We start from the raw sequence: 15,219 nt of genomic DNA, 5'->3' as shown, positions 1-15,219 counted from the left end.
AAAGATGATTTTTGAGTGCATCATTCATAATATGAAAAGGTACTTCTAAGCCATTTGTCCAAAATGATAATGATTTCAATCCTTGAGCAACAAGCATTTGCAAACCATCGATAGTCATGCATCCCTTATTGGCGCTAAATTTTAATAGATAAGTTGGGGCAGGATTGTAGATTAAATCATAAACAATTGTTTTTGAGTTAAGAGATCTCCAAAAAGACTCACCATATGGCAATAAATTCATTTCATTTTTGGCTGTTTTCATTCCTACTGGTGTTGTATTTACAACTAAATCTGCTTCTTCAATTAAATTTTGAGCTTGATTATCGTTACTTAAGAAGCTCTGAAGTTCAATTTGATTTTCAAAGTTTTTTATTAATTCATCTAGTGATGATTTGTTACGTGATATTACTGAAATTTTTGAAAGATTTAAATTTATTAAACCTTGAATAACAGATCTTGCTGCACCCCCGGAGCCAAGAACTATTGATTTTTTCTTTGCTAAGTTTAAATTTTTTAATGGATAAATAAATCCTTCTAAATCAGTATTAGTTGCGCTCCATTCTTTTTCAGAATTTAATTTCAGGGTATTAATGGCTTTCAGTTTGCTTGCAATAGGCGAAATTTCACTACATAGGTTAAATACTTTTTCTTTATGGGGAATTGTAATATTTAAACCTTTGCAATTAATTTTTTTCAAAGAATTCAGAACTAATTCTAGATCTTCATCTTTGCAAGGTATAGCAATATAAATTAAATCTAGGCCTAAATATTGGAATGCAGCATTTTGCATAATCGGTGACAATGAATGGCTTACTGGATTGCCGATTAATGCTATAAAAGATGTCTTACTTGAAATCATGTTTAGAATTTTTCTTTAAAATAATGATCTGTTCGGGAACCACACCCCATCTTTGAGTAACAATAATGACGTCAATGACCGATTATGGAGAATAACAAATATAAAGAATTTACCCATGGGTAAGGTTGTAGGAATTGATTTAGGAACAACTAATAGTTGTGTCGCTGTAATGGAAGGTGGTAAACCTACTGTAATAGCAAATGCTGAGGGTTTCAGAACTACTCCATCAGTTGTTGCATATACAAAAAATCAAGATCAGCTTGTTGGACAAATAGCAAAAAGACAAGCTGTAATGAACCCTGAAAATACTTTTTATTCTGCAAAACGTTTTGTTGGTAGAAGAGTTGATGAAGTTAATGAAGAATCTAAAGAAGTTAGTTATTCTGTTGAAAAATCTGGTTCTAGTGTCAAATTAAAATGTCCTATTTTGGATAAGCAGTTTTCTCCTGAAGAGGTAAGTTCTCAAGTTTTAAGAAAGTTAGCAGATGATGCGGGTAAATACCTTGGTGAAAAAGTTACACAAGCTGTAATTACAGTTCCAGCTTATTTTAATGATTCACAAAGACAGGCTACTAAAGATGCTGGAAAGATTGCAGGTTTAGAAGTCCTCAGAATTGTTAATGAACCAACTGCTGCGGCTTTAGCATATGGTTTGGATAAAGAAAATGAAAAAATTCTTGTTTTTGATTTAGGGGGAGGAACATTTGATGTCTCAGTTATTGAAGCTGGTGATGGAGTAACTGAAGTTCTATCTACATCTGGAGATACACATTTAGGTGGTGATGATTTTGATAGATGCATCGTAGATCACTTAGCTAATACTTTTAAATCAAATGAGGGAATTGATCTCAGACAAGATAAGCAAGCTTTGCAAAGATTGACTGAAGCTGCAGAAAAAGCAAAAATAGAGCTCTCAAATGCTACGCAAAGTGAAATAAATTTACCTTTTATTACAGCGACGCCTGAAGGACCAAAACATTTGGATTTGAACCTTACTAGAGCAAAGTTCGAGGAATTAGCAGCTTCTTTAATTGATAGGTGTAAGACCCCAGTTGAGAGAGCTATAAGTGATGCAAAAATTTCTACTAGTGAAATTGATGAAGTTGTTATGGTTGGAGGCTCATCTAGAATACCTGCTGTTTTAGATTTAGTTAAAAAAATAATTGGTAAAGAACCAAATCAAACTGTTAATCCTGATGAGGTAGTAGCTGTTGGAGCTGCAATTCAGGGAGGAGTTTTAGCAGGAGAGGTTAAAGATATATTGTTGCTTGACGTTACTCCACTTTCTTTAGGTGTAGAGACTTTAGGGGGAGTAATGACAAAAATGATAAATCGAAATACTACAGTACCTACGAAGAAATCTGAAACATATTCAACTGCTGTAGACGGTCAAACAAATGTTGAAATACACGTTTTACAGGGTGAAAGAGAAATGGCTTCTGATAACAAAAGCTTAGGAACTTTTAGATTGGATGGTATACCTTCAGCACCAAGAGGTGTTCCGCAAATTGAAGTTACATTTGATATTGATGCAAATGGTATTCTTAGTGTTACTGCTAAAGATAAAGGAAGTGGTAAAGAGCAAAGTATTTCTATCACTGGTGCTTCTACTCTATCTGATAATGAAGTAGAAAAAATGGTAAAAGATGCTGAATCAAATGCATCTGCAGATAAAGAAAAAAGAGAAAAAATTGATTTAAAAAATCAAGCTGAAACACTTGTCTACCAGACAGAAAAGCAACTTGGTGAGTTAGGAGATAAAATTGATGCTGCAGCAAAGTCTAAAGTTGAAGAAAAAAGTAATGCTTTAAAAGAAGCAACTTCAAAAGAAGATTATGAATCAATGAAAAAACTTCTTGAAGAACTCCAGCAAGAACTTTATGCAGTTGGTTCATCTGTTTATCAGCAACCAGGCAATCAGCCACCATCACCTGGCGCAGCAGGCGGTCCTGATCAGAGTGATTCAAATGAAAAAGGTGGAGATGATGTAATTGATGCAGACTTTACTGAAACAAAAGATTAGTAAAGGTAATTTTTAATTTCATTAGCAACCCATTTAGAACAAGCGGGAGCCAGTAAAATCCCATTTTTATAAAAACCTGTACATATAATTAGTCCATCTTCAAGATTTTTCATTATTGGTGAAGGCTCACCATCTGGTCTTGACCTTATTCCGTACCATTTTTTAGAAATTTTTCCTTTCATCAGCCAATTTGGTTTTTTATCGAGAAAATTTGTGAGTTTTTCGAATGTATTTTCTTCTGGCTTAGTACTATATTCGTCAGTTGATCCAATAATTAGCTTATTTTTTGATTTTGGAATTATATTTTTACCATTTATATTGAATTGTTTTGGCAGCGATAATAAATCAACTTCTGCATCATTTACATCAATTTCCATAGCTTGACCTAAAACAGGTTTTAATTTGATGTTGTGAGATAGGCTATCTATTAAATCAATCGCTTTTAGTGAATTACACAAAATAACCATGTCAGATTTGATGTTTTCATTATTCCTTGTTGTAGAAATCCATTGATTGTTTGATTTTCTTATTTTTATTATTTCTCCTTGTAAATAATTTACTTTTTTATGTTTTAGATATTTATCTAATGTTTGAAGTAAAGAAAAAGGATTTATTCTTCCATCTTTGAAGGAGATCATTCCTTTTATATTTGTTGCTTGGAAGGCTTTATTAATATTCTTGATAAATATTGAGTCTCTTTCTAAAATTCGCAAGTTTTGATCATTATTTTCATAAACAAATTTCTCTAATTTTTTAAACTTTTCTTCATCTGTAGTTAGTTGTATTAATGGTTTTTCGATATTTAATTCACAATTAAATTTTTGCAGGAATGTAATCCATTGTGGCCATAATTCAATGCTTTGTTTCCTGAGATCCCAGCTTCTACCTCTTCTTTTTTGATACATATTACCCATTAGTAAGCCTAAAGCTGCATTGCTACTATTTTGGAGTTGAGTTGGATCTATTATCGTTACCTGGAAACCTAATTCTGATAATTCTAAGGCGTTAAATTTTCCAATAATCCCTGATCCAATAATAACTATGTGTGCTTTTTGAAAATTTTCTTTTAAGCTTTTCATTGATATATTAGATATACTTGCTTATTTGACTTAATAGTTAAAGATTTTTTGGAACATCCTTCAATTATATTCAAAATTGTTTGTCCCGATCGTCCTGGCCTTGTAAGTTTACTTACAAGTTGGATTTCAAATTACGGTGGCAACATAAAACATTCTGATCATCATACAGATCAAGATGCAGGTTTGTTTCTTAGTCGAATTGAATGGAATAGTAACAATGAATCTTTTAATAGGGATGAAATTTATAAAGAATTTGAAAAAATTGCAGATGAAGTAAATGGAAAATTTAACGTAAATTATTCTGATGAAATTCCAAATGTTGCTATTTTCGTGAGTAAACAAAATCATTGTTTGATTGATTTACTTTGGCGAGTAAGAAATGGAGAACTCAAAATGAAAGTCCCGTTAATAATTTCAAATCATTCTGATCTTGAAAATATTGCAAATGACTTTAATGCAAAATTTGTTCATATTGATACCTTTAAAACTGATAAATCTATTGTTGAAGATCAATTTTTAAATTTACTAAAAGAATATGAAATTGATCTTGTTGTATTAGCCAAATATATGCAAATTTTGAGTGACTCTTTTTTAAAAAAGTTTTCTTCAATAATAAATATTCATCATTCTTTCTTACCTGCATTTAAGGGCGGGCAACCATATCATCGAGCATGGAAGAGAGGTGTTAAATTAATCGGTGCTACTGCTCACTATGTTACTGAAGATCTTGATGAAGGCCCGATAATAGAGCAATGCACAGTTAATGTAAGTCATAGGGATGAAGTTGATGATTTGATTAGAAAAGGAAGAGATATTGAAAGAATAGCTTTAGCAAGAGCAGTTAGATTACATCTAAATCATCAAGTATTTGTCTATAACAGCAAAACTGCTGTTTTTGATTGAAGATAGTTTCTTAGTCTTCTAATTCTATTTGTATTTGTCTTTCATAAATTGATTCTTCATTAAAAGCTCTTGCTATCAAGAAACTGGCAATGCAGCTGATTAACACAGGTTTCATTATTAATAAATTTTTTGTTAAAGCAAAAGCTAAAAACATTGCTGTTATTGGTGTTCGCGAACATCCTGCTACGAAAGCTCCCATTCCCGCAAAAATGTATGTACTTGGTGCATGTCCTGTCGCAATTTCCACCCAGCTCCCCATTATTAGTCCGATTGACCCTCCTAAAGTAAGCATTGGATAGAACAATCCTCCAGGAGCTCCAGATGCTGCAGCTAAACCTGTCGTGATAAATAATACTAAAACTGCTAATAAAGCAATTCCAATACTTGTATTTTGTTCAGCTATTATTTTCTGTAATTCATCTAAATTATGAAATGTACTGGGTAAACAAGAATAGATACTTCCTAAAATAAGTCCACAGATACTCATTTTTAAAACAAATTTATTTTTATACCACTTTTTCCCAAGATTTTGCATTAACAAAACATATCTGCTGTACAATTCTGCAAATATTCCAATAATTATTCCTAGTAAAACTAAGTAAATAAAATCTACAGGTAAGAAAAAAACTGATGGGTCATATTCTTTTTGAATCAAAAATCCGAGGTTAAAATCAAAGCCTCCTGCTTTAGGATCTAAACCCAAGGCTTGAATAATATCAGCAGATGAATCTGCAATAAAAGTTGTAATTACTACTAATAATAAAATTACTGGTCTAGCAGAGTTTAATAACTCCTCTATTGCATAGATAAACCCTCCTAATGGAGCGCTAAATACTGCAGCTATTCCAGCACCACCACCTGCTGCTACTATTACTCTTCTGAAAGCTGTAGGAGCTTTGAGCCACTTGGCCATTTGCCAAGCTACGGATCCTCCCATTTGAACTGATGGACCTTCTGGACCCAAAGGGAATCCACTACCAATCGCAATAATTCCTGATATGAGCTTTACTAATCCTACTTTTAAATTCATTGGAACTTTTTTATGTCTTAAGAAACCCATGATTTGACTCACACCTGAACCTTTTGCAGCAGGTGCTATATTTTTGATCAAATATCCTGCAATAGCTCCTCCTAGAGCTCCAAAAATAGGTAAGACCGCAATAGATGGGAATTGGTCTAATAATGCTAATCTCCAATTATTAATAAAATAGATTCCAGTTTTAAAAGATATGCTTGTAATTGAAGCCCCTAGACCTGTTAATAAGAGCGAAAATGCAACGACTAGAGATCTTTGTTTTAATAATTTTTTGATGCTACGAGAAGAATTATTACTTGTTTTTTGAATATTATCTTTTATAAAGTTTGGCATAGTCCATGATTACTTTGTCAAGCTGAAATCGTGTATTTCATCAAATTGAAGATAGCGATAAAGTTCATCTGAATATGGATTAATTTTATTTTTAGTAATATCCTGATATTCTTCTATTTCAGGTATTTTTCCAAGCAGTGCACAAACTGCTGCCAATTCTGCACTCCCTAAAAATACTTGCGCATTCTTGCCAAGTCTATTGTCAAAATTTCTTGTACTAGTAGAAAATACTACAGAACCTTCATCTACTCTGGCTTGATTTCCCATACATAAAGAACAGCCTGGCAACTCTAATCTTGCACCACAATCTTCAAATATTTTATAGTAGCCTTCAGCTTTTAGAGTTTCTTCATCCATTTTTGTTGGTGGACAAATCCATAATTTAGCTTTTAAATTTTGTACTCCTTCAAGAACTTTTGCAGCTGCCCTGTAATGACCAATATTTGTCATGCAAGAACCTATAAAAACCTCGTCAATATTTGTATTTGCAACATCAGTGATTTCTTTTACATTATCTGGATCATTAGGGCAAGCAACTATAGGTTGTGTTACTTTTGCTAAATCAATTTCAATGATTTCTTCATACTGAGCGTTTGAATCTGGTTGAATTAATGATGGTTTTTTTAACCAATTTTTCATATCATTTATTCTTCTTGAAATCGATTTTGAATCTTCATAATTGCTCTCGATCATTTTTTCTAGCAGGCAAATATTGCTTTTTAAATATTCTTGAACAGTTTCTTGGGATAAAAGTATTGTGCTACCAGCGCATGAGCGTTCTGCAGTAGCATCAGTAAGTTCAAAAGCTTGTTCAAGTTTTAGGTTTGGTAATCCCTCAATTTCCATAATTTTCCCGTTGAATATATTTTTCTTATTTTCTTTCTCAACAGTTAAGAGTCCTTTTTTAATTGCGAAGAGAGGGATTGCATTAACTAAATCTCTAAGAGTAATTCCTGGTAATAATTCTCCCTTAAATTTAACCAGCACAGATTCCGGCATATTTAATGGCATTGATCCTATTGCAGCGGCAAATGCAACAATGCCTGAGCCTCCAGGAAATGAAATGCCAAGAGGAAATCTTGTATGACTATCTCCACCTGTGCCAACAGTATCAGGGAGAAGCATTCTGTTAAGCCAGCTATGAATTATGCCGTCTCCAGGCTTAAGAGCTACTCCACCTCTTTGAGATATAAAATCAGGTAATTCTTTATGGGTAACTAGATCTACTGGTTTAGGATATGCAGCTGTATGACAAAAACTTTGCATCACTAAATCTGCAGTAAATCCTAAACAAGCTAGTTCTTTTAGTTCATCTCTAGTCATTGGCCCAGTAGTATCTTGACTACCAACTGTGGTCATAATTGGCTCACAGGTCATTCCTGGCCTAACTCCATCTAAACCGCATGCTTTGCCTACTATTTTTTGAGCTTGAGTAAATCCGGCACTACTTTCGGTTGGATTTTGTGGTCTAGTAAATATTTCACTTGGTTGATAATCTAATTTGTTTCTAATTTTGTCCGTAAGAGATCTTCCAATCATAAGATTAATTCTTCCGCCAGCTTGAATTTCATCAGTAAGAGTTGATGGATACAACTCGAATTTGCTTATTAATTCTTCAGTATTTGAATCTTTTTCAATTTTTTTAATAATGCCTTTATAGGGATATATTTTAATAACATCTCCTGTTTTCATTTGAGATACGTCAGCTTCTATAGGTAAAGCTCCTGAATCTTGTGCAGTATTGAAGAAAATTGGGGCTATTTTGCTGCCAATTATTATTCCACCTGTTTTTTTGTTGGGAACAAAAGCGATATCTTCTCCTATATGCCAAATGAGTGAATTAATAGCAGATTTTCTAGAACTCCCTGTTCCAACAACATCTCCAACATAAGCTATTGGTAAATTTTGTTTTTTTAAATTATCAAGAATCTTTAGTCCATCAGGTTTTTTAAATTCCAACATAGCTAATGCATGCATCGGAATATCCGGGCGTGTTGTTGCATGTACAGCTGGAGATAAGTCGTCTGTGTTTGTCTCACCGTCAACTTTAAATACTAAACAAGTAATCTCTTTCTCCAGAACTTTTTTATTTTTGAACCATTCTGCATTTGCCCAACTATTTACAACTTCTTTTGCATAAATATTATTTTGAGATAATTCATAAATTTCATTAGCCGAGTCGTAAACAAGAATAATATTTTTTAAAACTTCTGCCGCTTTTTTTGCGAGTAAACTATTTTCTCCTTTAAGTATTTCAACCAAAGAATTTACATTGTATCCGCCTATCATTGTTCCTAGTATTTCAATTGCTTTTTCGGGATTAATTGATTTGCAATATTTTTCGGAATTAACAATAGCCGTAAGCCAGCTTGCTTTTACGTAAGCAGCCTCATCAACTCCTGGGGGTACTCTATTTATTAGTAAATCAAGTAAATAAGATGAATCGTAAGTACTATCTTGTTCTAATAATTTTGTAATACAATTTGTTTGTTCAGCATTTAAAGGTAAAGGAGGTATACCTTTGGTAGCTCTTTCAGCTACGTGATCTGCATAATCTTTTAGCAATGTTTCCAAATTCTTCATTAGTAAGGTTTAATGCCTAATCTATTGTTATTTTTAATATTGAAAAGGAGAGTATTCATAAATGCTTTTTTAAATATTCAAACTTCTTAATTAATCAATGACGACATCATCAAATAATTCAGCTTTAGAAAAGACATCAGATTTACATGTTGTTGAAACACGTCCATTAATACCTCCAAGCAGATTACATAATGATATACCTTTAGATCACGCCTCTGCTAATACAGTATCTAAAACAAGAAGATCGATACAAAATATTTTGCATCATAATGATCAGAAGCTTTTAGTCATTGTGGGTCCATGTTCAATTCATGATCTTGAGGCGGCAAAGGAATATTCAAAATATATTCAAAAATTCCGAGAAATGTATAAAGATAAATTAGAAATAATTATGAGAGTATATTTTGAAAAACCAAGAACAACTATTGGTTGGAAGGGATTGATAAATGATCCTCATCTAGATGATTCTTATGATATTAATACTGGTTTAAGAAGGGCAAGAAGTTTGCTTTCATATTTAGCAACTCGTGGCATACCTTCTGCTACAGAATTACTAGATCCAATTGTTCCTCAATACATTGCCGATTTAATAAGTTGGACAGCCATAGGTGCGCGGACTACAGAAAGTCAAACTCATAGAGAAATGGCATCAGGATTATCAATGCCTATAGGCTTTAAAAATGGAACGGATGGTTCTTTTACTACTGCAATTAATGCAATGCAGTCAGCTTCAAAATCCCATCACTTCTTAGGTGTAAATGAAAATGGAATGGCTTCTATAGTTAATACTACAGGAAATCCAGATGGACATATAGTTTTAAGGGGCGGTTCAAAAGGCCCAAATTTCGAAAGTGATCATGTACAAAGAATTTCAGCAGAATTGAGGCAGTGTAATCTTCCCCATAAAGTGATGATTGATTGTAGTCATGGAAATTCCAATAAAGATTTCCGAAAACAGTCGGAAGTGCTAAAAAATGTAGCTTCTCAAATTAGTAATGGTGAAAAAAATATTTTAGGAGTTATGCTTGAAAGTCATTTGAAGGAAGGAAATCAAAAACTTTTAAAAAAAGAAGATCTCCAGTTTGGCAGAAGCATTACAGATGCATGTATAGATATAGAAACAACAAAAGAATTAATCGCTATTTTATACGATTCACTTAGCTAGTTATTAAAAAATTAAAAAATAATGCTGAAGAGATTGGAACAATGAAATTATCTATTCCTAGAACACTAAATTGTTCGAGCAAAGTCGCAATAAAAGCTATTGTAAAATAATTTAAATTTAGACTATTTTGTTGAGAGTATCCTATTGAGCAAACTACTATCAAACTTGTTAAAAACATTGTTATGGTTCCATATAAAGATTTTTTTTGTTTAAAAAAAATCCAACTCTTTGAGTTAAAGCTTTTTCCTATTAATCCAGCTAATCCATCACCAAAAGTCATTATGAAAAATCCACTAATTAGTGCATATGGATCTTTATCCCAGAAAAGATAAATCAAAATAAATAAACTTAGACAATAAAATAATGTCCCATAACTTTTTCTCTCAACATCCTCAATTGTTGGAAATAATTTATAGTTGTAATTGATGAAAACCATTAATGAAACAATTCCTGTAAAAATTAGAGCAGAGTTTTGATTAATTTTTAAAAATTGAGCAATTGGTATTAAAGGTCCTATTCCAATATGTATTATTTTTCTGACGATTTCTCTGCTATCTTCATTATATTTTTTAAAAACTATTGATATTAAAAAAATTGAAAATAAATATAATAAAATTACAGTAAATTTTATCAATTTGGTTAAGCTGCTTTTTGATGAGTTGTCATTACTCTAAGTTTTAATATTGCTTTAGCTTCTAGTTGCCTTACTCTTTCTCGTGAAACATTAATTTGTCTTCCTATTTCTGCGAGTGTTAATGGTTCTTCACCATCTAGCCCAAATCTGAGCTTCATGATTTTTTGCTCTCTTTCATTTAATTGAGAAAGCCAAGTTCCTAAATGCTCTTTTTGAATAGTTCTATCCATACCCTCCATAGGCTCTTCACAGTTTGGATCAGGTATGAGTTCACCAAGAGTACTTCTGTCTTCTTCCCCTCTTGCATGTGCATCTAGGGAGGCGCAAGGAGCACTTTGAGAAATTAAATCTTCTAAATCTTTTTGATCAATTCCCATCTCAGTTGCCATTTCCAATCTTGTAGGTTGTCTGCCAAATTTATGTGATAATTCTCTAGAGACTCTTCTCATTTTGGATAGTTTTTCACTTATGTGAATAGGCAAACGGATTGTTCTTGCACTGTTATCAATAGCCCTTGTCATTCCTTGCCTAATCCACCAGTAAGCATAAGTTGAGAATTTATATCCCATAGCAGGATCAAATTTATCTACAGCTCTTTCAAGGCCAATAGCTCCTTCCTGGACAAGATCTAATAATTCAAGCCCTTGGTTTTGGTATTTTTTTGCAACTGAGACAACAAGCCTTAGATTAGCTGCCATCATTCTATCTCTTGCTCTTTTGCCAATCTTAATTTGATAAAGATTTCGTTGCGTTCTATCAGTTTCAGGAATTTGTAGCAACTTTTTCATGTTCTGAACATGATGAGCTAACTCTATTTCCTCTGCTGGAGTCAAAAGAGGTACTCTTCCAATGCTACTTAAGTAATAGCCAATAGAATCTGAAGCGAGTCTGCCAGATTTTTTTTGGCTTTGTTTTGCCGTAAGACTGGATTTCGATTTGCGAGACTTGCCCGCAGTGTTTGGTAATCTTGGCTCATCAAAATTATTATCTGAAGAGCTTTTCGCAGATTCCAGAGGGATCCCCATCACCCTGGCCTCCTAAATAATGGATTTTTTAAAAAGCTAGCACTGAAATTGAAATAAAAACTACTTTTACGTTGAAATTTTAAAGACAAAAATTTTTTTTTTAAAGCTTATTTCTTGAAATCCATTGATATGAGATGATTTTATAAAAAATAAAAAAAATTTAAAATATTAAGTATTTTTTTAAATGTTGTAAAAATCAATATTAATTTTATTTTTCTATGAGGTCAATTTGCGAACGATTATCCGATGAATCTAATTCATATTTCGAATAAGAACCATCTTCCTTCATTATCCAAGAAAAGTAATCATCTTTAATGTAGGTTTGCAAAAGCGAGTATATTTTAGATTTCAATTCATAATCCTCTATCGGAGTAACAGCTTCTATTCTTCTATCAAGATTTCTTCTCATCCAATCTGCACTCCCAATAAAAACCTCATTATCACCGTTATTACAAAACCAAAAAATTCTTGAGTGTTCAAGAAAATGGCCAATAATGCTTATAACTTTAATATTTTCACTTAAATTTTTTCTTTGGGGATATAGGCAACAAATACCTCTTATGATGAGGCTAATTTTTACACCTGAGTCTGAAGCTAAATAAAGCAGTTTAATTATTTCTGGGTCTACTAAAGAATTCATTTTTGCGATTATTTCGGCTTTTTTGCCTTCCTCTGCATTTTTAATTTCTCTCTTTATCAGAAATATAAATTTCTCTCTCATCGATGAGGGAGAAACTAATAACTTTTGATAACTTTTTTGTTTAGAAAAACCTGATAAGTAGTTAAATAACTCAAGTAAATCTGATGCAATATCAGGATCAGTTGAAAGTAATCCTAAATCTGTATAAAACTTTGAAGTATTAGAGTTATAATTTCCTGTTCCAATATGGAAATAATTCCTTAATCGTCCTTTCTCTTTTCTTACTATTAAGGCAATTTTTGTATGTGTTTTAAATCCGATGATTCCATATACAACATGAATTCCAGCTTGTTCAAGTTGTTTTGCCCATTGAATATTATTGTCTTCATCAAATCTTGCTTTTAGTTCAACAAGAGTCATTACTTCTTTCCCATTCTCTGCAGCTCTCATTAAAGCTGCAATGATAGGGGAATCTTGGGAAACTCGATATAAAGTAATTTTTATAGCCATTACAAGTGGATCATCAGCTGCTCTGTTTATAAATTCTTCAACTGAAGTTTTAAATAAGTCATAGGGATGATGAAGCAGAATATTTTTTTTTCTAAGTATCTTGAAAATAGAATTAGGGTTTTTGTTTGAAGGCAAATCTAAATGTTTTAATTCTGGGTGAGTTTTTCCAATTAGTAGATTTTCTTTTAAATCATCTCTATCAATTTTTGTAAGCTGATTTAAATCGTCTAGGCCTAATAAACTTTTGCAAAAGTATATATATTCTTTCTGTATTGAGATACTTTCAATAAGTAACTTTAGAATATTTTCTGGCATATCTGACTCCACTTCTAATCTAACTACGTCTCCACCTAATCTTCTTTTTTGCAAACTTTGTTCAACAGCTAAAAGTAGATCATCAGCTTCAAGTTCTTTTAATTCTAAATCTGCATCTCTTGTCACTCTAAAAAAAGAGTAATTTATACATTCCATTCCGTTAAATAAAGTATTTATATTATTCCCAATTAAATCTTCAACACTTATGAAATAGTGAGAACTTTCATCACTAAGTTGAGTAATTTCATTGGGAATTCTTATAAATCGGGGTATATTTTTTGTTGGTATTTTTACTCTGACAAACTGATTTTTAGAATTCTCCTCATCCTTTATTAAAGCTGCTAAATTTAGACTTAAATTACTTATAAAAGGAAATGGATGTGCCGGATCAACAACTAATGGAGTTAATAAAGGGAAAATAGATGTTGTAAAGAAGTTATTACACCAATTTCTTTGATTTTCACTTAGGTCCTTATATTTTTTTAAAATTACACCTTTTTCTTTTAATTCATTTTTTAATTCATTATTTACATAGTTTTCTTGGAGAATAGTTAACTTTTTTATTTCATTATTGATTTTTTTTAATTGCTCTTTAGGGGTAAGTCCGTCAATACTTTTTTTAGTAATTTCTGCTTCAACTTGAGCCTTTAATGAAGCTACTCTTACCATAAAAAACTCATCAAGATTATTACTAAAAATTGAACAAAATTTTACTTTATCTAGGATTTTGTACTCCTTTTCCATACCAGTTAGGAGTACTCTTTTATTGAATTCAATCCAACTTAATTCTCTATTAATAAAAACATCAGCCTGGCTTTTCATTAAAAAACTTTTGATTTTTGATTGTTAAAAGAATTATTATTTTTACCCTCTGCAATAAGGTATATCATGAAAAGTAAGATAACGGAACCAGCTATAAAAGGTGATTTAGGACCAAAACTATCATAAACCCTTCCGGCCATTGCAATTCCTAAAACTCCTCCAAGACTCTGTAGACCCTGAAGGTTACTTAAAATTGATCCTTGTTTATCAACGTCTAATTTCTTTGATATTAGTGCTCTTAAGGTGGGCGTAATTAATCCTGCCCCAACGGCTAAAAATGAAACAGCTGAATAAATATTAATTGTCGCATTTTCTTTTGGAGCAGTTATTAAAAGAGCACATGCTACAAGAATGAAGCCTGATCCGATAAGTGTTAATCGCATTTCTCCAAATTGTTTTACAAGAGGCCCAATTAGTCCTCCCTGAACGATAATTGCAATTATTCCTACTACAACAAGAGTTCCACTTGATGCTTTGGTCGTCCAGTTTAAAGATTCTTGAAGGAAAAATATAAGGATATTGGTCAATCCAGTAAAAGCAATAAAGTAAATAAAAAAAGCTAATGATAATTTTTTAATCTTTTCTTCTTTGAAAACTGTAAATAGAGCTTTTAAAGGGTTTTTTAAAATAGTTTTTGATTTATTTGAGTCACTATTAGGCTTGGTTTCTGGTAAGTAAAAAAATACAAGGAGGAAATTTATTATTGGAATGATTGAGGCTATCAAAACTGGAATAATAAAATTATTATTTGTATTTTTTGCAAAAATTACAACAAAAATATTACCTAAGAAAAAACTTAAACCAAAAGCTACACCAATAAGACCAAATGTTTTTGCTCTTTTTTCAGGGCTTGAAATATCTGCAAGAATTGTTGTTGCAGTAGCTGCAGTCCCCCCACTTAAACCGTCAATTAGTCTCGCTAAAAATAATAAAAATAACGGGATAGAGGCTATTGAATTTGACCAATTAAAAAGAACTGTAAAAGATAATATTGATATTCCTATTACTGAACCAGTAATACAAAAAAGAGTGACAGGTCTTCTTCCATATCTATCACTCATAAGTCCTATAAAAGGAGAAGCTGTAAATTGAGCTAATTGGTAAGTGCATGATAATAAACCATATGTACTTGCTTTAGAGTCAAAAAGTAAAACAAAAGAGGGTAATATGGGTAACAGTATACTTTCACTTAAACGATCATTTAGAAGAGTGATAAACGCACTAAGGAGAGTAAATTTTTTATTTGGTTTTAATAAACTTTCTTTCACAATATTTACCTTCATTGCGATTAA

General features: G+C 31.9%; 11 protein-coding genes. 3 read left to right on the top strand and 8 right to left on the bottom strand.

Annotated features, from left to right (window positions below; genetic code table 11):
• Nucleotides 1–859, bottom strand: an 859-nt coding sequence (locus tag MK115_RS06375) for a shikimate dehydrogenase (protein WP_287610354.1), incomplete at its 3' end; no start/stop codon positions are given.
• Between the two features lie 115 nt (nt 860–974).
• Here MK115_RS06375 and dnaK point away from each other — a divergent pair.
• The gene (gene dnaK / locus MK115_RS06370; RefSeq protein WP_287610355.1) at nt 975–2,882 is read left to right on the top strand and encodes a molecular chaperone DnaK; all 1,908 of its coding nucleotides are present in this window, start codon (nt 975–977) and stop codon (nt 2,880–2,882) included.
• Here the strand turns inward: dnaK and MK115_RS06365 are convergent.
• Nucleotides 2,879–3,961, bottom strand: coding sequence for an NAD(P)/FAD-dependent oxidoreductase (locus MK115_RS06365; RefSeq protein WP_287610352.1), 1,083 nt, complete (start codon nt 3,959–3,961; stop codon nt 2,879–2,881). The genes dnaK and MK115_RS06365 overlap by 4 nt on opposite strands.
• Before the next feature lie 48 nt (nt 3,962–4,009).
• Here MK115_RS06365 and purU point away from each other — a divergent pair, with 48 nt between their 5' ends.
• The gene (gene purU / locus MK115_RS06360) at nt 4,010–4,864 is read left to right on the top strand and encodes a formyltetrahydrofolate deformylase (protein WP_287610350.1); all 855 of its coding nucleotides are present in this window, start codon (nt 4,010–4,012) and stop codon (nt 4,862–4,864) included.
• Between the two features lie 10 nt (nt 4,865–4,874).
• On the opposite strand, the gene MK115_RS06355 is transcribed toward purU, so the two are convergent.
• Both MK115_RS06355 and acnB read right to left on the bottom strand, forming a co-directional pair.
• On the bottom strand, nt 4,875–6,233 hold the full coding sequence (locus MK115_RS06355) for a ClC family H(+)/Cl(-) exchange transporter (RefSeq protein ID WP_287610349.1): 1,359 nt from the start codon (nt 6,231–6,233) through the stop codon (nt 4,875–4,877).
• Nucleotides 6,234–6,242: 9 nt separating this feature from the next.
• A complete protein-coding gene (acnB, locus tag MK115_RS06350) occupies nt 6,243–8,816 on the bottom strand; it encodes a bifunctional aconitate hydratase 2/2-methylisocitrate dehydratase (protein ID WP_287610347.1) in 2,574 nt (857 codons plus the stop codon).
• A 97-nt stretch (nt 8,817–8,913) separates the two neighbouring features.
• Between acnB and MK115_RS06345 the strand changes: the two genes are divergently transcribed.
• Nucleotides 8,914–9,981: a 3-deoxy-7-phosphoheptulonate synthase gene (locus tag MK115_RS06345; RefSeq protein ID WP_287610345.1), complete on the top strand. Its 1,068-nt coding sequence runs from the start codon at nt 8,914–8,916 to the stop codon at nt 9,979–9,981.
• On the opposite strand, the gene MK115_RS06340 is transcribed toward MK115_RS06345, so the two are convergent.
• The 4 genes from MK115_RS06340 to MK115_RS06325 all read right to left on the bottom strand — a co-directional run bounded on the left by MK115_RS06340 (nt 9,974) and on the right by MK115_RS06325 (nt 15,195).
• Nucleotides 9,974–10,615, bottom strand: a complete 642-nt coding sequence (locus MK115_RS06340; protein WP_287610344.1) for a diacylglycerol/polyprenol kinase family protein — start codon at nt 10,613–10,615, stop codon at nt 9,974–9,976. The two genes, MK115_RS06345 and MK115_RS06340, sit on opposite strands and share 8 nt — an antisense overlap.
• A gap of 5 nt (nt 10,616–10,620) precedes the next feature.
• Nucleotides 10,621–11,640, bottom strand: coding sequence for an RpoD/SigA family RNA polymerase sigma factor (locus tag MK115_RS06335; RefSeq protein WP_011377332.1), 1,020 nt, complete (start codon nt 11,638–11,640; stop codon nt 10,621–10,623).
• 208 nt (nt 11,641–11,848) lie between these two features.
• Nucleotides 11,849–13,927, bottom strand: coding sequence for a polyphosphate kinase 1 (gene ppk1, locus MK115_RS06330; RefSeq protein WP_287610340.1), 2,079 nt, complete (start codon nt 13,925–13,927; stop codon nt 11,849–11,851).
• The gene (locus tag MK115_RS06325) at nt 13,927–15,195 is read right to left on the bottom strand and encodes an MFS transporter (protein WP_287610338.1); all 1,269 of its coding nucleotides are present in this window, start codon (nt 15,193–15,195) and stop codon (nt 13,927–13,929) included. Before MK115_RS06325 ends, ppk1 begins: the two co-directional genes overlap by 1 nt.
• Nucleotides 15,196–15,219 lie beyond the last annotated feature (24 nt).

It is taken from the genome of Prochlorococcus sp. ALOHA_ZT_50 (assembly GCF_022447305.1).
Lineage (GTDB): Bacteria > Cyanobacteriota > Cyanobacteriia > PCC-6307 > Cyanobiaceae > Prochlorococcus_A.
This window is presented reverse-complemented; position numbering and strand designations above follow the sequence as displayed.

Excerpts from the sequence above, each read along its gene's own strand:
- dnaK (WP_287610355.1), top strand. The coding sequence starts at position 975 with ATGGGTAAGGTTGTAGGAATTGATTTAGGAACAACTAATAGTTGTGTC.
- MK115_RS06355 (WP_287610349.1), bottom strand. The coding sequence starts at position 6,233 with ATGCCAAACTTTATAAAAGATAATATTCAAAAAACAAGTAATAATTCT.
- ppk1 (WP_287610340.1), bottom strand. The coding sequence starts at position 13,927 with ATGAAAAGCCAGGCTGATGTTTTTATTAATAGAGAATTAAGTTGGATT.
- MK115_RS06345 (WP_287610345.1), top strand. The coding sequence starts at position 8,914 with ATGACGACATCATCAAATAATTCAGCTTTAGAAAAGACATCAGATTTA.
- MK115_RS06335 (WP_011377332.1), bottom strand. The coding sequence starts at position 11,640 with ATGGGGATCCCTCTGGAATCTGCGAAAAGCTCTTCAGATAATAATTTT.
- acnB (WP_287610347.1), bottom strand. The coding sequence starts at position 8,816 with ATGAAGAATTTGGAAACATTGCTAAAAGATTATGCAGATCACGTAGCT.
- MK115_RS06365 (WP_287610352.1), bottom strand. The coding sequence starts at position 3,961 with ATGAAAAGCTTAAAAGAAAATTTTCAAAAAGCACACATAGTTATTATT.